Consider the following 19,872-nt stretch of genomic DNA (forward strand, 5'->3'; position numbering starts at 1 on the left):
GTTCCGCGCCTACCGCCCCGTCAACATCCACTGAAGCGACACCCACCGAGCCGGCACCCACCGGCCCCCCTCACGGCAGACCGGTGCACCCGGATATCCCCCGGCGCGGCGGGGGCGGCCGGGAGGCGGGCTAACGCTGGAAGGAGCTGCCCAGGTCGATGCTCTCCATCGCCTTGCGGATGCGCTTGTCGGAGACGGGGTACGGCGTGCCGAGAGTCTGGGCGAAGTAGCTCACCCGGAGCTCCTCGATCATCCAGCGGATCTTCTGGACCTCCTCGTCGCCGCGGCGGGCGGGCGGGAGCTTGTCCAGCAGGTCGTGATACTCGTCCTCGATGTCGTGGACCTTGTGCATGCGCTCCTCGTCCCGGTACGGATCGTCGGGGAGCTTCTCCAGGCGGCGCTCGGCCGCCCTCAGGTAGCGCAGCAGGTCGGGCAGGCGCCGGTGGCCGGTGGCGGTGACGAAGCCGGGGTAGACCAGGTTCCCGACCTGCTCGCGGATGTCCTCCACGGCGGGGGTGGGGCGCGCCTCGGCCAGACGGGTGCCGAGGCCGTGCCAGACCGCCAGGATGCTCCGGACCCGGTCGACCACCTCGGCGGCGGTGTCGAACAGCTCGGCGCGGACCTTGTCGTGCAGGGCGGTGAAGGCGGACTCCTCCCAGACCGGCCCGCCGTACTCGCCCATGAGCTTGTCGGCGGCGCAGGCGACGCAGTCGTCGAACAGCGCCGTGGCTCCGGCGTGCGGGCTGCGGCTGAGCGTCAGCTTGGCCTGGTTGTCCAGGCGGCCGAGGATCCACTTGGCCGGGGAGGGGGTGTTGAGCAGCAGCAGTCTGCGGGTGCCCTCCCACATGGCGCGGCGCTGCTCGGCCTCGGTCTCGAACATGCGCACGGCCACGCTGGCGCCCTCGTCGGCCAGGGCCGGGTAGGCCTTCATCCGCCGCTGCTCGAACGTCCTGGGCAGCGCGCCCACGCTCCACGTGGTCAGGCCCGACTGCTCGATCCCGGCGGCCTTGGAGAGGGTCTGGCGGAGCTTGGGGGCCAGCCGCCGCTTGAGCTCGGCCAGGTCCTTGCTCTCGGCGAGCTTGTGCTTGCGGCCGTCGACCACCCGGAAGGTGATCTTCAGGTGGTCGGGGACGTTCTCGAGCTGCCAGGCCTCGCGCGGGACCTGGATGCCGGTGAGGTTCAGCAGTTCCCGCTCCAGTACGGCCAGCAGCGGTTCCTGGGTGGGCTTGGCCCGCTGGAGCACCTGCTTGGCGTAGTTGGGGGCGGGCACGAAGTTGCGCCGGATGTTCTTGGGCAGGGAGCGGATGAGCGCGGTGAGCAGTTCCTCGCGCAGGCCGGGGATCTGCCAGTCGAAGCCCTCGACGTTGACCTGGTTGAGCAGCGAGAGCGGGATGTGCGCGGTGACGCCGTCGGCGTCGGCTCCCGGCTCGAACTGGTAGGTCAGCGGGAAGCGCAGGCCGCCCTGCCGCCAGACGTCGGGATAGTCGCGCTGGCTGACGTCCCCGGCCGTCTCGCTGATGAGCATCGACTTCTCGAAGTTGAGCAGGTCGGGATCGGCCTGCCTGGCCTTCTTCCACCAGGAGTCGAAGTGGCGCCCGGAGACGACCTCCTGGCCGACGCGCTGGTCGTAGAAGTCGAACAGGGTCTCGTCGTCGACGAGGATGTCGCGGCGGCGGGCGCGCTCCTCCAGCTCCTCGACCTCCGAAAGGAGCTTGCGGTTCTCCCTGAAGAAGGCGTGGTGGGTCTCCCAGTCGCCCTCGACCAGGGCGTGCCGGATGAACAGCTCGCGGCTCGTCTCCGGGTCGATGCGGCCGTAGTTGACCTTGCGCTGGGCCACGATCGGCACGCCGTACAGGGTGACCTTCTCGTAGGCCACCACGGAGGCCTGCTTCTTCTCCCAGTGCGGCTCGGAGTAGGTGCGCTTGATCAGGTGCTGGGCCAGCGGCTCGACCCACTCGGGCTCGATCTTGGCGTTGACCCGCGCCCAGAGCCGGGAGGTCTCCACCAGCTCGGCGGACATCACCCAGAGCGGCTGCTTCTTGGCCAGCGCGGAGCCGGGGAAGATCGCGAAGCGGGCGTTGCGGGCGCCGACGTACTCCGTCATGGGACGGCGCGGGCCGTCCTGGGGGCCCTTCTTGTCGATGTCCTTGACGCCGATGTGCGACAGCAGACCGGACAGCAGGGAGACGTGGATCTTCTGCTCGTCGCCGGGCGTGCTGTTGAGCGTGACACCGAGCGACTTCGACATCTGCCGGAGCTGGCTGTAGACGTCCTGCCACTCGCGTACGCGCAGGTAGTTGAGGAACTCCGCCTTGCACAGCCGGCGGAAGGCGCTGGAGGACAGCTCCTTCTGCTTGTCCTGCAGGTAGTTCCAGAGGGTCAGGTAGGTCAGGAAGTCGGACTCCTTGTCGGCGAAGCGCCGGTGCATCTCGTCGGCGGCCTGCTGCTTGTCGGCCGGACGCTCGCGCGGGTCCTGGATCGACAGGGCGGCGGCGATGACCATGACCTCGCGCACGCAGCCGTTGTGGTCGGCCTCCAGCACCATCCGGGCCAGGCGCGGGTCCACCGGGAGCCCGGCGAGCTTGCGGCCCAGCGGGGTGATCCGCCTGGCCTCGTCGAACGCCCCGAGCTCGCGCAGCAGGTCCATGCCGTCCTTGACCTGGCGCTGATCCGGCGGCTCGACGAACGGGAAGGCGGAGATGTCGCCCAGGCCGATGGAGGTCATCTGCAGGATGACCGAGGCGAGGTTCGTACGGAGGATCTCCGGGTCGGTGAACTCCGGCCGGGCGAGGAAGTCCTCCTCCTCGTAGAGCCGGATGCACACGCCCTCGGAGACGCGGCCGCAGCGGCCCTTGCGCTGGTTGGCCGAGGCCTGGGAGATGGCCTCGATCGGCAGGCGCTGGACCTTGGTCCGGTGGCTGTAACGGGAGATGCGGGCGAAGCCGGGATCCACCACGTATTTGATGCCGGGCACGGTCAGCGAGGTCTCGGCCACGTTGGTGGCCAGCACGACCCGGCGGCCCCGGTGCGGCTGGAAGACCCTGTGCTGCTCGGCGGCCGAGAGCCGGGCGTACAGCGGGAGGATCTCGACGTCCTTGCGTTTGGACAGGGCGTCGGCGGTGTCGCGGATCTCCCGCTCGCCGCTCAGGAAGACCAGGATGTCGCCGGGCCCTTCCCGGCAGAGCTCGTCCACCGCGTCGCCGATGGCCTGGATCTGGTCGTCGTCCTCGCCGACCGGCCGGTAGCGCACCTCGACGGGGTAGGTCCGGCCGGAGACCTCCACGATCGGGGCGTCGCCGAAGTGCCGGGAGAAGCGCTCCGGGTCGATGGTCGCCGAGGTGATGATCACCTTCAGGTCGGGGCGGCGCGGGAGCAGTTGCTTGAGGTAGCCGAGGATGAAGTCGATGTTGAGGCTGCGCTCGTGCGCCTCGTCGATGATCAGCGTGTCGTACTGGACGAGGTCGCGGTCGCCCTGGAGCTCGGCCAGGAGGATGCCGTCGGTCATGACCTTGATGAGCGTGCCGTCGCCCACCTGGTCGGTGAAGCGCACCTTGTAGCCCACCGCGTCGCCGAGCGGGGTGCCGAGCTCCTCGGCCACGCGCTCGGCCACGGTCCTGGCCGCGATCCGGCGGGGCTGGGTGTGCCCGATCAGGCCCTTGACGCCCAGGCCCAGCTCCAGGCACATCTTCGGCAGCTGGGTGGTCTTGCCCGATCCGGTCTCACCGGCGACGATCACGACCTGGTGGTCGCGGATGGCCTCCAGGATGTCGTCCCGGCGCTGGCTGACCGGGAGGGCCTCGGGATAGGTCACCTCCGGCACGCCCGCGCGCCGCGCGGCGATCCGCTGCTCGGCCCGGCCGATCTCGGCGCCGACCTCCTCAGCGATCTTCTGCTGGACCGCGCGGTTCCTGACCTTGCGCACGCCGTCGAGTCGCCGCCCCAGCCGCCGCTGGTCGCGGAGCGTCAGCTCGGGCAGGCGGGTGCGGAGCTCGTGGAGCTCGGCGAGTGGAGATGTCAACGGAGGCGTTCCCATGTTACTTGCCAGGATACTTTCGGCCCATCGGTCAGGAGCCAACCGCCCATGGTGCCTGACTTGTTCCCCGTACGCATCCCAATATCCGCCGCTCCGCCCTGGCCGTACGGTACGGCCCCGCCACGCGGTACGGCCCCGCCGCCCCCTCTCGGGGGCGACGGGGCCGCGCTCTACCGTGCCGTGTCAGCGGTGGGGGCTACTGGACGGGCGGGTAGGCGTTCTTCAGCAGCTCCCGGAACTGGGCGGAGAACCACTGGCCGGAGATCGGGGCGTCCGGCAGGGCGCCGCTCTTGTTGAACTTGTTGCGCTCGTTGCCCTCGTAGGTCGGGTCGCACATCCGGTCGAAGCCCTTGCCCTCGTCGTTCGGGATGAACTTGCTGGAGCCGTCGGACTCGCCCGGAGGCTTGATCCAGACGTAGGCGTCCAGGCCGGGGGCCGGGTTGGCCTGCGGCCGCTCGCCGAGGCCCGCACCGGCCTGGTTGCACCAGTTGCCGGCGTGGAGGCGGCGGTCGACCCGCGACTCGTCGACGAAGGTGTCGACGTTGTTGGAGGTGCTGGGCTTGGTCGGGCGGGCGGTGCCGCCCCAGCCGTTGCGGGAGGTGTCGATCAGCATGCCGATGTTGCTCTTGAAGCCCCGCCGGATCAGCTCCTGCCGGAAGGCCTGGGCGAAGGAGAGCTCGTCGACGTAGAAGTTCCAGTCGAGCCACCTGGACTGGCGGACCGTCTGGCCGTTGACGGTGGTGCTGATGGTGAAGTGCGGCTCCTTCAGCGCCGAGTAGTTGGCGGTGTTGGTGATGAAGCCGTCGACGCTGTCGAAGCCCTTGGCGGTGCCGGCGACGGTGGTGGCGAACAGCTCGGCCGAGGGGCCGAAGTTCGTGTCCCAGCCGATCCAGCCATGGTGGGCGGCGTCGATGTAGGTGTAGACGTTGGGGATGGCGTGCAGCTTGTCCAGGGCGTAGCGGACGCCGTTGACGTAGGCGCCGCTGTCCTTGGCCTCCTGGCACTTGGCCACGTTGAGGTTGGTGACCAGGTTGGGCAGCGAGTCGATCTCGATGATCGTCACGATCCGCAGGGCCGCGTACTTCGGGTCCTTCATGATCGCGGCGATCGGGTCGATGTACTCGGTCTTGTAGCGGTTCAGACCGTTCTCTGCGATGAGCAGCTCACCGTTGGAGGCCAGCGCCGAGCAGTCGCGGTTGGGCAGGTTGTAGATGACGATCTGGATCGTCAGCGGCTTGTTGCCGTTGGCGGCGTCCTGCTTGAGCGCCTCGTCGAGGTGGGCGCGCAGGCCCATGGCCGAGGAGCTGCCCGCGATGGCCGCGATGCGGTCCAGCCACACGCCGGTGGAGATGTTCGCCACCGCGTCGCCGCCCGGCTCGGCGGCGGCCTTGGCCGACCACTGCGGGTTCACGTAGCCGGTCGCACCGTCGTAGGGGTTGTCGACGTGCTCGCCGACCGGCGGCGTGTCGCCGTCGTTGTCCTCCTCGGTCGCGGTGACCGAGACGCCGGTGTGACCGGTGGCGGCGGCCGCGATGGTGGCGGTGCCGTTGCTCTCGTCGGAGTCCTCCGCGGCGGAGACCGTCACGTTCTGCGCGGTGTTCCAGTTGGAGGCGGTGAAGGTCAGCGAGGAGGGCGCGATGGTGAGGTCGGCGTCACCGGTCTTGGTCAGGTTGACCGTGACGTTGCCCGACGGCGCCTGGCTCAGCTTGTACCCGACGGTCTTGCTGCCGCCCTCGGGAACGCTCACCGAGGCGGACGAGGCGACGATCGACGGGTTGCCCGTTCCGCCGACCGTGAAGGGAACCCCGGCGCTCTCCTTGCTCAGGACCGGGGTGCCGTCGTCGTAGGCCTTGGCCGTGGCGGTGTGGGCGCCGGAGGACAGGCCGGTGGCGGAGTGGGAGTAGGGGGCGCTGGTGTCGGTGCCGACGAGCGTGCCGTCGACGTAGAACTCGACCTTGCTGACCGCGCCGTCGTCGGAGGCCGTCGCGGCGAGCGGCACGGCCGCGCCCGCGGCGTGCGTGGAGCCGCTCGCCGGACTGGTCAGGCTGACGGTGGGGGCCTGGTTGACCGGGGGCTGGCCGCCGCAGGCGACGCCGTTGATCGAGAAGTCGGTCGGCTTGGGGTTGGAGCCGCTCCATGAGCCGTTGAAGCCGACGCTGGTGGAGGCGCCGGTGGCGAGCTTGCCGTTCCACTCGAGGTTCTTCGCGGTGACCTTGTCCGCTTCCTGCTTCCAGGTCGCCGACCAGCCCTGCTGAAGCTTCTGCCCGGCGGTGAAGGTGAAGCCGAGGGTCCAGCCGTCGATCGCGTCACCGAGGTTCTTGATGGTGACGTTGGCGGTGAAGCCGCCCTGCCAGTCGTTGGTGGAGTAGGCGACGTCGCAGGTGACGGCCGCGTGGGCGGTCGCCGCCTGGCCGGTGGCGAGGCCCGCCGCGGCGACCAGTACGGCCGCCGTGGTCGCAGCCCGGTTCCGCCAGGCTTGGCGGCGCGGATGTGCTCTCATGGGTGTCATCTCCAGGTGGGGGTGGGAGCGCTCCCATCGTCCGGATGTTTCCGGCGTGTGTACAGAGCCCAACCTCCGGCGGGCCGGCCGGTGACGTCCTCACCAACTCTGACCTGAAGGAACGTCCGGACAACCCGATGAAAGTTTCACCGGCGCGCCCGCCGTCCGGCCGTCCTCCCGCCGTTCCGGCCGCCCGCAAGCCGTCCCGGGCACCGGCCCGCCACCCGCCGAGCGCGTCCGGGCGGCCCCCGGGACGCGTCCGGTCCGCCTCACCCGCCGGGGAAGTCCGACAGCCGGTACCAGGCGGCGAAGTCGCCGTAGACGATCAGGTTGTCCTCGTAGGACTGGCGTTCGTGGTCGTAGCGGCCCCCGCAGGTCACGAGCCTGATCGTCGGGTACGGCAGGACCCGGTAGACCCGGCTCACCGGGAAGGCCTCCTTGCGGGCCCGCTCGACCGACGACACCCGGAAGACCACCACGGTCCCGTCCGAGCGGACCACGGCCACCGCGTCGCCCCGCGCGACACCCGGCAGCCGGGCGAACACCGCGGGACCGGTCCTGGTGTCGAGGTGGCCGACGATGACCGCCGGACCGGCCTCGCCCGGCGCCGGGCCGGACCGGTCCCATCCCACGAGGTCGGCCCGCCGGAGCGGCGGCGCGTCCAGCACCCCGTCGTGCGCCGGGCCGATCCAGGTGATCGGGGCGTTGACCCCGGCCCGCGGGACCACGAGCGCCACCGGTTCGGCCGGGCCCGGCCAGCCGGGCAGCGGGTCCGGCCAGCCGGACCTCGGGGCGGACCCGGTGCCCCTCTTCTTGCGGGCGGGCGTCCCGGCCGTGCCGGCGCCCCCGGGGTCCGCCGGCCTGTCCGCCCTCCCCGGCGACGGGGAGGCGGCGGATCCCGCCGGCGGCACGGGCGCGGCGGTCGGCAGAGAGCGGACCAGAGCCGGGTCCGCCTCCTCGCCCGTCACCCCCCGGCACCCCGCGACCAGCAGGACCATCACGAGACCCAGCGCCGGGACGGCTCTCCCGGCGTCCCTCACCTCGCGTTCCGGCGCCGCCGTAGCAGGAGCAGCGCGCCGCCGGCGAGCCCGGCGACGGTCCCGCCGACGGCCCAGATCTTCGCCGCTCCGCCCTCCCCGCCCGTCGCGCCGGTCCCGCCGTCCGTCATGCCGCCGGACAGGGCGAGGCCGCCGCCGCCGGTGTCCGGGCCGTCTCCGCCGACGACCTCGAAGGTTCCGTAGAGAGTGACGCCGTTGCCCTCGCAGACGACCTCCACGACCTGGCGGCCGGGTTCGGCCCCGGAGGAGACCCGGGCGGATCCGGACGGGTTGCCCTCACTTCCGCCGGTGAGCTCGGCATCGGCCTGGAACACCTCCGACGTGGCGACGGCCGGTGCTCCGCAGTCGTGCGCGGTGACCTCGAGGCTCCCGCCGGCCTCGACCCGGGACGGCGAGACCTCCACGTCCTCCGCCGCCGCGGGCGAGGCCGCCGCCCGCGGAACCGCCGCGTCACCGGAGAACACCGCATCACCGGAGAAAACCGCGCCTGCGGAAGGCACCGCTGCCGGGAACGCCGCCCCGGCGGGGAACGACGCCACCGTGATCGCGGCGACCGCCGTACCGACCCAACGCCCGGCAACATCCATCGGCCGCATCGTGTCTCCCCGTCCCGTCGGCTCCGATCTCCTGGCTTCGGCTACCTACCCAGGCCAGAGGACGTGTCCGGCAAAACACGATCAAAGTCTGAACGGCCTTTCCGCATGTGCCGGACAAGACCGTCGAAGGGCTGCGGCTGCTCGAAGGGCTGCGGCTACAGCGCCGCGGCGGCCATCGCGGCCCCGACGATCCCGGCGCTGTTGAGGAGCGCGGCCGGCACGACCCGGGTACGGACCCTCACCAGCGGCAGGAACTTCTCGGACTTCTTGCTGACCCCGCCGCCGATGATGATCAGCGAGGGTGAGAACAACATCTCGACGTGGCGGAGATAGTCCTCCACCCGTTCCGCCCACTCCTTCCAGCTCAGGTCGTGATGCTCCCGAGCGTGGTCGGACGCCCGCTTCTCGGCCTCCTTGCCGCCGAGCTCGAGGTGTCCGAGCTCGGTGTTGGGCACCAGCCGCCCGTCGATGAACAGAGCGCTGCCGATCCCGGTGCCGAACGTCAGCATCAGCACCACGCCCGCCTCCCCCTTGGCGGCGCCGGCCGCCACCTCGGCGAGTCCGGCCGCGTCGGCGTCGTTGAGCACGGCCACGGGTCGCCCCGTCGCGGCGGAGAACAGTCCTCGCGCGTCCGTCCCGATCCATCCGGAATCCAGGTTGGCGGCGGTCATGGTGATGCCGTCCAGCACGACCCCGGGGAAGGTCACCCCGACCGGCCCGATCCAGGAGAAGTGCCCGGCGATCCGCCCGACCACCTCCGCCACCGCCTCGGGTACGGCCGGAACGGGGGTCGGAATCCGGAAGCGCTCCTCGATCAGCTCGCCCCGCTCCAGGTCGACCGGGGCGCCCTTGATTCCGGATCCTCCGATGTCGATTCCCAGTGCTCGCATGGTCTGCCTCCTTTGCCCGCCCTCTACCCGAACAAAGGTGGCAAAATCGCATAGTGATCAAGGTTCTACTGGCCGAGGATCAGCGCATCCTGCTGGAGGCTCTGGCCGCCCTGCTCGACCTCGAAGTCGATCTCACCGTCGTGGCCCGGGTGGGTCGCGGCGACGACATCCTGCCCGCCGCGCTGGAGCACACTCCGGACGTCGCCGTGCTGGACATCGACCTGCCCGGGATCGACGGGATCACCGCCGCCGCCGAGCTCGCGGAGCGCCTGCCCGCCTGCCGCACGATCATCCTGACCGCGCTGAGCCGGCCCGGCCACCTGCGGCGGGCGCTCGGCGCGGGCGTGGCGGGCTTCCTCCCCAAGGACAGCGATCCGGTCCGGCTGGTCGCCGCGATCCGCGACGTCGTGGCCGGTGAGCGGGTGGTGGACCCGCGGCTGGCGGTGGCGGCGCTGGACGCGCCGGACAACCCGCTCACCTCCCGGGAGACCGAGGTGCTGAGGCTGATCGCGTCCGGGGCCGAGCCCGCCCAGGTCGCCGCGGAGCTGTTCCTCTCCCACGGCACCGTGCGCAACTACCTCGCCTCGGCGGTGAGCAAGCTGAACGCGCGCAACCGGATGGACGCCGTACGGATCGCCACCGAGGCCGGGTGGCTCTGACGGCGGTCCGCCCCCACGCCGTCCTCAGCCGGGCGGCGGCTCCTCCCGCGGGACCGGCGCCTCCCCCCGCGGGGCCGCCGCTCCCTGCTGCGGGACCGGCACCACGGCCACCACGCTGAAACGGTCGCATTCCCGCTCCGTGAGGAGCCTCCCGCCGACGGCCGAGACCCGGGCCTCCAGGTTGGCCAGGCCGGTGCCCTCCCGGGCGGCGGAAGAGGCCGCGGCTCCGTCGTTGGTGACGCGGAGCCGTACGGGGCCGTCGGTCACGCAGGTGATGACGACACGGCGCGCGGCGCTGTGACGCAGGATGTTGGTCACGGCCTCGCGCAGGACCGGGGCCAGCACCGACCCCGTACAGGCCGGGACGGCGCCGGAGATCCCGGCCCGCACCTCGATCCCGGCGGAGGCGAGGACCCGGCGGGCCGCGGCGATCTCCTCCTCCAGCGACAGCTCCCGGTCGCCGCGGGCCAGCGAGGCCAGGTCCCGCCCGGCCTCCCCGGCGATCCGCAGCGCCTCGGCGAGATGGGCGCGGGCCGCCACGGGGTCGGTGGCGAGCAGCCTCCGCGCCAGGTCGCACTTGAGCGCGACCGCCGACAACCCGAACCCCATGAGGTCGTGGACGTCCTTGGCGACGCGCAGGCGCTCGGTGAGGACCGTCATCCGCACCACGCGCGCCCGCGCGTCGGCCAGATCGATCAGGAGCCGGGTCAGCTGGGAGAGGACGGCGAAGGCGATGATCCACAGCCAGGTCGGCAGGAGCCGGTGGAGATGGTCGATCCCGTCCATTCCGGCCTGGGGCCAGAAGGCGCCGAGCGCCCCGGCCGCCGCGGCCAGCGGCCAGGCCCCCGGGCCGCCCTGCGCGACCAGGATCGACGCGCCGAGCAGGGCCGTCGCCGCCATCCAGTCCGGGCCGAAAAGGGGCAGGGGCGCGAGGGCCAGGAGAGCCTGGAGCGGCAGCAGCCATCCGGCCCGGTGCGGGCGGGCGACCATGGTGATGTGGACCGCCGCGATCGCCACGAGAACGGTGAGGGCGACGATCCGGTGGTGGGGGATGTCGAGGATCGGCCAGATCACCAGGGCCGCCGCCGACATGCCGATGACGATCCATCCCGCCCGCGGGGCGTCACCGTCCTCGTCCGGCGGGGACACCACCGGTTCGCGGTAGCTGTCGGCCGTCTCCCGGACCCGGGAGAGCGTCTCGCGTGCCAGCGCGGAGACCGTCTCCAGACCGGTCTCCACCCCGTGGAGCGCCGCGGCCGGGATCACCGCGGGAGCGTCCCAGTCCTGCCGCCGGGCTCCCGGCGTCACGGGGACGCGGGAGGCCGTCTCGTGAACCCTCAGGGCGGCGTGCAGACGCCGGGAGGTCCTGCCGAGGGTGACGGTGACGGTGGCCAGGCTCGCGCCGAGGACCTCGTGCAGCCGGGTGGAGGACCGCAGGCGCTCCTGCACCAGCGCCAGGCGCGCCAGCTCGTCGCGGGTCTCGTGGAGCCGCCTGACCAGCCCGGCCAGGCGCGGGACGCCGTAGGCGAAGGCTCCGACGTTGAGGATGGTCCACAGGGCCGCGAGCTCCTGACCCGCCTCGGGCCACGGCATCGGGAACACCCGGGCGTGCAGCGCCGTCCCGGCGGCGGCGGCCAGGACGAACAGCGGCCACCGGAGCACGCGGTGGCCGGCCCCCAGGACGGCCGCGGCCAGGAACCCGTCCAGGACCACCCAGTTCCCCCGGAAGACGACCACCGGGGCCCAGCAGAGGACTCCCTGGACGGCGACGGCCCGCCAGGACCGTCCGCGCAGGGCGACGAGCACCTGCGCCGCGTAGACGGCGATGACGAGGAACGCGGACATGGGCGCCCCGCCGACCGGCATGGGCTCCATGCGGAACAGGGCGACGAAGGCGCTGACCGCGCCGAGCAGGACGAAGAGCACCGGGGAGCACGCGCCGACCAGTGGCGGCAGCGCTCCGGCCCTCGGGCCCCCGCTCCCTCCCATCCCCTGCTATCACCACCCCGTTTTTCAGACAATATGCAGAATGCACCTTATGGGGATGCGCCGTGCATGGCCACCCGGCGCACCACGCACTACGGCCCCCCGCGTCCGGTACGCAAGGATGATCCTCTGATGGGAGGCCCCTCTCTCGGACCGGCCCACCTCCAGCCATGTCCGAAAGAACCCCCGTGTCCGGTGTTGTCCGCAGCTCACCGGTAGGAGTCTCCCGTCCGGTGGCCCGGCGCCACCACCGCGCCGCCCGCAGTCCGGCCGACGGCCCGCACGCATCACGGGGGCGTGCGTCCGGCCGCCGGACTGCGGGCGGCCGGACCCCTCCGGCGGGTCAGGCGAGCTGGGCGCCCTGGAGCCCGGCGTAGACGCCGCGCAGCCGTACCAGTTCCTCGTGGGTGCCGATCTCCTCGATCCCGCCGTCCCGCATCACCACGATGCGGTCGGCGCCCCGGATGGTGGACAGGCGGTGGGCGACGACGAAGACCGTGCGCCCGGCGACCAGGCGGGCCAGCGCCTGCTGGATGAGCGCCTCGGACCGGGTGTCCAGCGCGGAGGTCGCCTCGTCCAGGATCAGCACGCGCGGGTCGCGGATCAGGGCGCGGGCGATGGCCAGGCGCTGCCTCTGCCCGCCCGACAGCCGGGCGCCCCGCTCTCCGACGACCGTGTCGAGCCCGTCCGGGAGCCGGTCGACGAACTCCGTCGCGTTGGCGTCCTCCAGCGCCCGCCGTACCCGCTCCTCGGACACCTCGGGCAGGCCGTAGGTGACGTTCTCCCTGATGCTGCCCTCGAACAGGATGGACTCCTGCGGCACGACCGACAGGAAGCGTCGGTAGGTGCGCAGGTCCAGGGTCTCCATGTCCCGCCCGTCGAGCAGGATCCTGCCCGCGGTGGGCCGCAGGAAGCCGATGACGAGGTTGAGCACGGTCGACTTGCCCGCCCCGGACGGCCCGACCAGGGCGATCGTCTCGCCGGGGGCCACCTTGAGGGTGAAGTCCCGTACGGCCGGGGCCGCGCCGTCCTCGCCGTAGCCGAACGCGACGTCGCGGAACTCCACCTCGCCCCGGACCGCGGTCACCTCGGTCTTGCCCGCATTGTGCTCCAGGTCGGGGGCCTGGAGCACCTCGCCGACCGACCGCACCGACGCCAGCCCCTTGTTGATCACCGGAGTCAGGCTGAGCAGGGAGGTGACCGCCGAGGTGAGGATGGGGAAGAAGGTGCTCAGCATGACCACGTCCCCGACGTTGATCGGGATGACCCGGTAGTAGGCCACGAGCGCGGAGCCGGCCAGGACGGCGGCGCCGATCGTGTTGAGCAGGATCCAGGCCAGCGCGCCGAAGCTGCCGTTGAGCAGGTCGAGCCGGAGCCCCTTGCGCAGCACCCTGGTCAGGGTGCCGTCGACCCGGTGCAGCGCGTCGCGCTCCAGGCCGTGCGCCCGCGTGATGGGGATCAGCGTGGTCATCTCGCTGACCCGGGCGGACATCTTCTCGACCTCGCGGCGGAAGCTCTCGTTGTCCTCGCGCATGCGGGTACGGAGCCTGATGACCAGGAACGCGGCGGCGGGCACGACCACCAGGAAGACCGGGATCGCGAGCGGCACCCGGAAGGCCACCATCACCAGGCCGCCCGCCAGCGTGGTCAGCGCGGACAGTCCCATGTCGCTGGTCTGCTGGCTGGTCTGCTCGATGTTCTCGACGTCACGGATGACCTTGGTCTGCAGTACGGCGGCGCTGACCCGCGAGTGGTAACCGATGGACAGGTGCTGCATGCGCCGGCAGAGCGCCGAGCGCAGGCTCGTGCCCACCCGCCGGATCGCTCCGTGCAGGCAGCGCACGTACAGGAGGTGGAGGGGGTAGTTCAGCAGGAGCAGGGCCAGCAGCGCCCCCGTGTTGACCCACAGGCTCGCGACGCCGCCGCGGCCCTCCACGACGTCGATGATGTTGGCGGTGACGAACGGCAGGACCCAGATGGGGCTGTGCTTGACCAGGAAGGCGAAGACCGCGACGAGGAGCTTGAGGCGTTCCTCCGCGAAGAGGTAGACGAGTGTGCGGATGGGGTGCTCGCCCCGGTAGCGATGATCGAGAGCGCTGACCACAAATCCCCCAAATCAGGATAGAACTCGTCACATCTTCTCGTGTGGGAGATTTCACCCGTGTTTCGGCCTTCACCCGGCCCTCCCGCCCCCGTCTCCCCCGCTCAGCGGGTGCGCGGCCGGGCCGGTTCAGACGTCGTACGGCCTGGCCGCCCGGGCCTCCCGCAGCGCGGTGCCCCACCAGATGAGCTGGTCCAGCAGGACCTTGGCCGCCCCGTTGACCCCCGCCGGATCGACCGGCTCTCCCGCCGCGTCGAACTGGTTCTCCACCCGGTGGAAGCTCACGGTGTCGCGCAGGGTGACCACGTGCAGCTCGGCGAAGACGAGCCGGAGCTGCTCCACGGCCCGCAGGCCGCCGGACTGCCCGCCGTACGAGACGAACCCGGCGGGCTTGGCGGCCCACTCGTGCCGGACCGCGTCGACGGCCAGCTTGAGCGCGGCCGGGTAGGCATGGTTGTACTCAGGCGTGATCACCACGAACCCGTCGGCGGCGCCGATCCGGGCGGCGAGCTCCCGCGTGGCCGCGTCGGTCTCGGCGGGCGGGCGCCGGGGATGGAGCGGCGGCAGCGCGATCCGGTTGAGGTCGATGACGTCCGCGTTCAGATCCGTGCGGAGCCCGGCCTGCCCGAGGAACCACCGGCTCACGTTCGCCCCCGAGCGGCCCTCGGGACTGGTGGCGGTGATGACGGCGATGTCGAGCATGGCGTTACTCCTGGCTGCGCGGCGTGTCGCCCGTCAGCCTGCAACCTCGAGCGCACTTGAGGTCAAATTCTCGGGCCACCGACCCCATGGCCGCAGGGGCCGGCACGACGCCCGCTTGGTAGATCTTCACTTAGATGGTATGAGCACATAAGGGCGTTTTATAGATTTATGTCCGCTTTACGGATCCCTGACCCTAGGACTTCGATGCTCGCCCTCGTGCTCTCCCTCGCCCTCGTCAGCCCCCAGCCCATCAGCGGCCCCCAGTCCGTCGTCGGCCCCGAGCCCATCAGCCACTCCGTGTCGGAGACGACCGCCCTGAGCGCGGTCTCCGGCTACTGGACCACCGCCCGGATGAACGCGGCCCGCCCGGCCGCCCCGCGCAAGGGCAGCTCCACCCCCGCCTTCCGGCGGATCGGCGTGCCGGCCGCGACGGCCAAGACCGTCGAGCCGCTGGCCTTCAGGAGGACGACGGCGCAGCCGCGCAGCATCGGCAGGGTCTTCTTCACCCTGGGCGGCCAGGACTACTCGTGCTCGGCGAGCGTGGTGAACTCCCGGGGCCGCAACCTGCTGGCCACCGCCGCGCACTGCGTGTACGGCGAAGGCCGGTGGGTCAGGAACTGGATCTTCATCCCCGGTTACTCCTCCAGCGGGGGCCGGCACGTCAAGCCCTTCGGCGTCTGGTCCCTGACCAAGGTGGTCATCGAACCCGAGTGGGCCAAGCGGTACGACCCCGACTTCGACTACGCGTTCGTGACCGTCGCCAAGCTCCGCGGCAAGAACATCGCGAACGTGGTCGGCGCCCAGGGCATCCTGTGGAACCAGCCCGCCAAGGTCGGCATGCGGATCTTCGGCTACCCCGCCGAGCATCCGTGGGCCGGCACGAAGGTGGTCAGCTGCGGGCAGACCACCGCGCTCTACCGGGTGGCCTCCGCCGGCATCTCCCAGCACCGGTTCGCCCGCTGCACGCTCAACGGCGGTTCCAGCGGCGGCCCGTGGGTCCGGGGCTACTCCGCGGCCACCGGGACCGGCTACCTCGTCGGCGTGCAGAGCATGAGGTGGATGGACTACGACGGCGCCACCGTCTGGAACTCCTCGCCCTACCTCGGCGACCGCGCCTACAGCCTCTACCTCAAGCTGGGCCGCTGACCCACCCGCCCCGCCTCACGCCGGACCGCCGGAGGGAGGGAGGTCGCCTCAGACCTCCCTGACCTTTCCGTCCTCCACGTGGAGACGGCGGGTGGTGTGGACGGCCTCCAGCATCCGGCGGTCATGGGTGACCAGCAGGAGCGTGCCCGGGTAGGAGGCCAGCGCCGACTCCATCTGCTCGATGGCGGGCAGGTCCAGGTGGTTGGTCGGCTCGTCCAGGACGAGCAGGTTCACCCCCCGCGCCTGGAGCAGCGCGAGGGCGGCCCGGGTGCGCTCACCCGGGGAGAGGGTCGCGGCGGGGCGGAGCACGTGGGCCGCGCGCAGGCCGAACTTGGCCAGGAGCGTACGGACCTCCGCCGGGACCATCCCGCCCGCGGCCGAGGCGAAGGCGTCCAGCAGCGCCTCCTCGCCGAGGAAGAGCCCGCGCGCCTGGTCCACCTCGCCGACGACCACGCCGGGACCGAGGGCGGCGTGACCCCCCTGAAGCGGGAGGCGGCCCAGGAGGGCGGCCAGCAGCGTGGTCTTGCCCGAGCCGTTCGCCCCGGTGATCGCCACCCGCTCGGCCCAGCCGATCTGGAGGTCCACCGGGCCGAGGGTGAACGCGCCGCGCCGTACGACCGCCTCGCGCAGCGTCGCCACGACCGCCCCGGCCCGGGGCGCCACGGCGATCTCCATGCGCAGCTCCCACTCCTTGCGCGGCTCCTCGACCACCTCCATGCGCTCGATCAGCCGCTCGGTCTGGCGGGCCTTGGCGGCCTGCTTCTCGGTCGTCTCGACGCGGGCGTTGCGGCCGATCTTGTCGTTGTCGGGCATCTTGCGCCGGGCGTTCTTGACGCCCTTCTCCATCCAGTTGCGCTGCTTCAGCGCGCGGGCCTTGAGCTCGGCCACGTTCTCGGCGTACTCCTCGTACTCCTCGCGTGCGTGCCGCCGGGCGACCTCACGCTCGGCGAGGTAGGCCTCGTAGCCGCCGCCGTAGGCACGGACCTGCTGCTGGGCCAGATCGAGCTCGACGATCCGGTTGGCCGTCCGGGCCAGGAACTCGCGGTCGTGGCTGACCAGGACCGTCCCGGCGCGCAGGCCGGTGACGAAGCGTTCGAGCCGCTCCAGGCCGTCCAGGTCCAGGTCGTTGGTGGGCTCGTCGAGCAGGAAGACGTCGTAGCGGCTGAGCAGCAGGGAGGCCATGCCGGCGCGGGCGGCCTGGCCGCCCGACAGGGCCGTCATCGGGCGGTCGAGGCTCACCGACAGGCCGAGGTCGGCGACGACCTCGGCGGCGCGGTCCTCCAGGTCGGCTCCGCCCAGGGTCAGCCACCGCTCCAGTGCGACCGCGTACTCGTCGTCGGCTCCGGTGCGGCCCTCGACCAGCCCCTCGGTCGCGGTGTCCAGGGCGCGCTGCGCGTCGGCCACCCCGGTCCGCCGGGCCAGGAAGGCGGCGACCGTCTCACCGGTCCGGCGCTCGCGCTCCTGAGGGAGGTAGCCGACCGTCGCCGTGGGCGGGCTGAGCCGTACGGCCCCGTGCTCGGGAGGGAGCAGCCCGGCGAGGATCCGCATCAGGGTGGACTTGCCCGCCCCGTTCACGCCGACCAGGCCGACGACGTCGCCCGGGGCGACGACCAGATCCAGACCGGAGAACAGGGCGCGATCACCGTGTCCGGCGGCCAGGTCCTTGGCGACGATGGTGGCGCTCATGAGGGGAACGCTACCGGCCTCCGGCGCGGATGCCGAACGGGTTTCGAAGCTCCCCACAACTCATATTCCCGGCAAATCGGACAGTTTCCGGGTTTTTTCCGGCGGTCGGGCCCTCCCGAAAAAATCTCAGTCGACCTGCGATCTTGCGACCAAATCGTGATCATTTAGATACTTGACGCCTGATTTACGGAGCTTTTATCTCACCTCTCCCTTCGTACCCGCGCGTTAACCGAACGGAAGCGATCACCCGAGCGTCGCTTCCGAAGCAACGGGGAAAGGAATGACCTTGTTCAAGAGAATCGCCGCCGGCGCCCTGGCCACCGCCGCGGGTGCCTCCCTCGTCCTGGTCGCCGGAGCCGGTACGGCCTCCGCCACCCAGGCCGAGCTCAGTGTGAACATCAGTGAAGTGAGCCCGAACCCCGTCGTCGTCCGGGGCCACCGCGACGCGAGGGTCGTCATCGAGGTCCGCACCACCGCGGCGGAGCGCGTCGAGCTCCGCCTCCGGCCGGACACCGACGAGCCTCACACCCTCGTGGCGAAGGAGGCCAAGCTCGACCGTGACGGCGAGCTGTGGCGCTTCGTCACCAGCTTCGACAAGTCCGACTACCGGGGCCGCTGGATCGCCACCGCCGACGCGTACGACAAGGACGGCAAGAAGCTGACCGACACGGCCGGCTTCACCGTCAAGTACGTGCACGGCTGGAGGAAGGCCGACACCCGCCTGGTCGGATTCGACGCCGGTCCGGAGCCGGTCCGCAAGGGCCGCACGCTCTACTTCTCCGGTCGTCTGCTGGCCCACCGCCACGGCGACTGGCACGGGGTGCGCAACGAGGAGGTGGAGATCTACTACCGGCGCAACGAGCACAGCGGCTGGAAGTACGTCACCTCGGCCGACACCCGGTGGGACGGCAAGTTCAGCGCCAAGACCCGCGCGTACCGCAGCGGTGAGTTCCGCGCCGTCTTCGACGGCGACCGGAGGCTCGACGACAGCTCCAGCCGCCCGGACTGGGTCAAGGTGCTGCGCTGGCACCGGTGACCGATCGGCTCGGGACTCTGACCGGTGGCCGGGAGGCGACCGGCGGGGCCCGATCACCGATGGCCGCGAGGCCACCGGTCCGTCGATGAGTAGATGATGAGTAGATGACAGGTGAGGCCCGGGGTCGCCCCCGGGCCTCACGTGTTGTCGGCCCCGGCCGGGCACGCCGGCACCCCGGGCCGGTGATCACCCCGGCGGTCGCCCCGGTTGACGTCCTCCCCCGTGGGCAGAGGAGCGGGCACACGCCGCAGAGGGGAGAACGACACGATGACGACCGGTGACTTCTACGACTACGCCGACCTGCTCGACGAAGCCGAGAAGGAGGTCCTGCTCCGGGTGCGGCAGTTCATGACCGAGCAGGTCGCGCCGGTGGCCGACGAGATGTGGACGCAGGCCCGGTTCCCGCACCACCTCATCCCGGAGCTGGCCAAGCTGGACATCGCGGGCCTGCCGTACCGGGGGGCCCGGAGCCTGCTGACCGGGTTCGTGGTGCTGGAGATGAACCGCGTCGACCCGTCGATGGGCACGTTCTTCGGTGTGCACAACGGGCTGGCGATGGGGAGCATCGACCGGCTGGGATCGGAGGAGCAGCGGGACCGGTGGCTGCCGCCGATGGCCGGTATGGAGAAGATCGGAGCCTTCGCCCTGACCGAGCCCGAGGGCGGCTCCGACGTGGCCGCCGGCCTGCGGACGACGGCCCGGCGCGAAGGCGACACCTGGGTGCTCAACGGCGCCAAACGGTGGATCGGAAACGCGACCTTCGCCGACCTGATCGTGGTCTGGGCCAAGGACGAGGCCGACGGGCAGGTCAAGGGATTCGTGGTCGAGAAGGGCACCCCCGGCCTCACCGCCACGAAGATCGAGAACAAGATCGCTCTGCGGACGGTGCAGAACGCCGACATCACCCTGACCAACTGCCTGGTCCCGGAGACCAACCGCCTGCAGAGGGCCGACAGCTTCCGCGACACCTCCGCCATCCTCCGCCAGACCCGGGGCGGGGTCGCCTGGCAGGCGGTGGGCTGCATGATGGGCGCCTACGAGACGGCTCTGGCCTACGCCAGGGAGCGCGAGCAGTTCGGACGGCCGATCGCGGGCTTCCAGCTGGTGCAGGACCTGCTGGTACGCATGCTGGGCAACGTCACCTGCTCGCTCGGCATGGTGGTCCGGCTGGCGCAGCTGCAGGACGCGGGCGTCTACCGGGACGAGCACTCGGCCATGGCCAAGGCCTTCTGCACGGCCCGGATGCGTGAGGCCGTGGGCTGGGGCCGCGAGATCATGGGTGGGAACGGGATCGTCCTCGACTACGGCATGGGCCGGTTCGTGGCGGACTCGGAGGCGATCTACTCCTATGAGGGCACGCGCGAGATCAACAGTTTGATCGTCGGCCGCGCGATCACCGGGCTCGGCGCCTTCGTCTGAGAACCCCGTCCGAGGACTCCGCCCGGGAGCCCCCGGCCCCCTCGGCCGGGGGCTCCCGGG

General features: G+C 71.4%; 13 protein-coding genes. 4 read left to right on the forward strand and 9 right to left on the reverse strand.

The window, feature by feature from the left end; genetic code table 11:
* Positions 1 to 130 precede the first annotated feature (130 nt).
* The 5 genes from hrpA to ppgK form a co-directional block, all read right to left on the reverse strand.
* Positions 131 to 4,033 carry an ATP-dependent RNA helicase HrpA gene (gene hrpA, locus IEZ08_RS13035; RefSeq protein WP_189242210.1) on the reverse strand — a complete coding sequence of 1,301 codons (3,903 nt, stop codon included), beginning with the start codon at positions 4,031 to 4,033 and terminating at the stop codon, positions 131 to 133.
* A gap of 196 nt (positions 4,034 to 4,229) precedes the next feature.
* Positions 4,230 to 6,533 carry a glycoside hydrolase family 6 protein gene (locus IEZ08_RS13040; protein WP_068925269.1) on the reverse strand — a complete coding sequence of 768 codons (2,304 nt, stop codon included), beginning with the start codon at positions 6,531 to 6,533 and terminating at the stop codon, positions 4,230 to 4,232.
* Between the two features lie 269 nt (positions 6,534 to 6,802).
* Positions 6,803 to 7,573 carry a class F sortase gene (locus IEZ08_RS13045; RefSeq protein WP_189242211.1) on the reverse strand — a complete coding sequence of 257 codons (771 nt, stop codon included), beginning with the start codon at positions 7,571 to 7,573 and terminating at the stop codon, positions 6,803 to 6,805.
* Positions 7,570 to 8,178, reverse strand: a complete 609-nt coding sequence (locus tag IEZ08_RS13050) for a hypothetical protein (RefSeq protein WP_141704171.1) — start codon at positions 8,176 to 8,178, stop codon at positions 7,570 to 7,572. Before IEZ08_RS13050 ends, IEZ08_RS13045 begins: the two co-directional genes overlap by 4 nt.
* 164 nt (positions 8,179 to 8,342) lie before the next feature.
* Complete coding sequence (ppgK, locus tag IEZ08_RS13055) at positions 8,343 to 9,077, reverse strand: polyphosphate--glucose phosphotransferase (RefSeq protein ID WP_189242212.1); 735 nt, start codon at positions 9,075 to 9,077, stop codon at positions 8,343 to 8,345.
* A 53-nt stretch (positions 9,078 to 9,130) separates the two neighbouring features.
* On the opposite strand from ppgK, the gene IEZ08_RS13060 reads away from it, so the two are divergent.
* A complete protein-coding gene (locus IEZ08_RS13060; RefSeq protein ID WP_068925276.1) occupies positions 9,131 to 9,736 on the forward strand; it encodes a response regulator transcription factor in 606 nt (201 codons plus the stop codon).
* Between the two features lie 24 nt (positions 9,737 to 9,760).
* On the opposite strand, the gene IEZ08_RS13065 is transcribed toward IEZ08_RS13060, so the two are convergent.
* The 3 genes from IEZ08_RS13065 to IEZ08_RS13075 form a co-directional block, all read right to left on the reverse strand.
* Positions 9,761 to 11,725, reverse strand: coding sequence for a sensor histidine kinase (locus IEZ08_RS13065; RefSeq protein WP_189242213.1), 1,965 nt, complete (start codon positions 11,723 to 11,725; stop codon positions 9,761 to 9,763).
* A 340-nt stretch (positions 11,726 to 12,065) separates the two neighbouring features.
* Complete coding sequence (locus tag IEZ08_RS13070) at positions 12,066 to 13,826, reverse strand: ABC transporter ATP-binding protein (RefSeq protein ID WP_068925280.1); 1,761 nt, start codon at positions 13,824 to 13,826, stop codon at positions 12,066 to 12,068.
* A 126-nt stretch (positions 13,827 to 13,952) separates the two neighbouring features.
* A complete protein-coding gene (locus IEZ08_RS13075) occupies positions 13,953 to 14,525 on the reverse strand; it encodes an NADPH-dependent FMN reductase (RefSeq protein WP_068925282.1) in 573 nt (190 codons plus the stop codon).
* 204 nt (positions 14,526 to 14,729) lie between these two features.
* Here IEZ08_RS13075 and IEZ08_RS13080 point away from each other — a divergent pair, with 204 nt between their 5' ends.
* Positions 14,730 to 15,671 carry a trypsin-like serine peptidase gene (locus tag IEZ08_RS13080; RefSeq protein WP_068925283.1) on the forward strand — a complete coding sequence of 314 codons (942 nt, stop codon included), beginning with the start codon at positions 14,730 to 14,732 and terminating at the stop codon, positions 15,669 to 15,671.
* A gap of 48 nt (positions 15,672 to 15,719) precedes the next feature.
* Here the strand turns inward: IEZ08_RS13080 and IEZ08_RS13085 are convergent, their stop codons facing one another.
* Positions 15,720 to 17,357: an ABC-F family ATP-binding cassette domain-containing protein gene (locus tag IEZ08_RS13085; protein WP_189242214.1), complete on the reverse strand. Its 1,638-nt coding sequence runs from the start codon at positions 17,355 to 17,357 to the stop codon at positions 15,720 to 15,722.
* A gap of 286 nt (positions 17,358 to 17,643) precedes the next feature.
* On the opposite strand from IEZ08_RS13085, the gene IEZ08_RS13090 reads away from it, so the two are divergent.
* Complete coding sequence (locus tag IEZ08_RS13090) at positions 17,644 to 18,393, forward strand: hypothetical protein (protein WP_141704173.1); 750 nt, start codon at positions 17,644 to 17,646, stop codon at positions 18,391 to 18,393.
* A 267-nt stretch (positions 18,394 to 18,660) separates the two neighbouring features.
* A complete protein-coding gene (locus IEZ08_RS13095) occupies positions 18,661 to 19,812 on the forward strand; it encodes an acyl-CoA dehydrogenase family protein (RefSeq protein ID WP_068925289.1) in 1,152 nt (383 codons plus the stop codon).
* Positions 19,813 to 19,872: the final 60 nt, after the last annotated feature.

The organism is Planobispora rosea, from assembly GCF_014648175.1.
Taxonomy (GTDB): domain Bacteria; phylum Actinomycetota; class Actinomycetes; order Streptosporangiales; family Streptosporangiaceae; genus Planobispora; species Planobispora rosea.

Coding starts and splice junctions, on each gene's coding strand:
- IEZ08_RS13040 (WP_068925269.1), bottom strand. CDS start 6,533: ATGAGAGCACATCCGCGCCGCCAAGCCTGGCGGAACCGGGCTGCGACC.
- hrpA (WP_189242210.1), bottom strand. CDS start 4,033: ATGGGAACGCCTCCGTTGACATCTCCACTCGCCGAGCTCCACGAGCTC.
- IEZ08_RS13050 (WP_141704171.1), bottom strand. CDS start 8,178: ATGGATGTTGCCGGGCGTTGGGTCGGTACGGCGGTCGCCGCGATCACG.
- IEZ08_RS13080 (WP_068925283.1), top strand. CDS start 14,730: ATGCTCGCCCTCGTGCTCTCCCTCGCCCTCGTCAGCCCCCAGCCCATC.
- ppgK (WP_189242212.1), bottom strand. CDS start 9,077: ATGCGAGCACTGGGAATCGACATCGGAGGATCCGGAATCAAGGGCGCC.
- IEZ08_RS13095 (WP_068925289.1), top strand. CDS start 18,661: ATGACGACCGGTGACTTCTACGACTACGCCGACCTGCTCGACGAAGCC.
- IEZ08_RS13085 (WP_189242214.1), bottom strand. CDS start 17,357: ATGAGCGCCACCATCGTCGCCAAGGACCTGGCCGCCGGACACGGTGAT.
- IEZ08_RS13065 (WP_189242213.1), bottom strand. CDS start 11,725: ATGGGAGGGAGCGGGGGCCCGAGGGCCGGAGCGCTGCCGCCACTGGTC.
- IEZ08_RS13075 (WP_068925282.1), bottom strand. CDS start 14,525: ATGCTCGACATCGCCGTCATCACCGCCACCAGTCCCGAGGGCCGCTCG.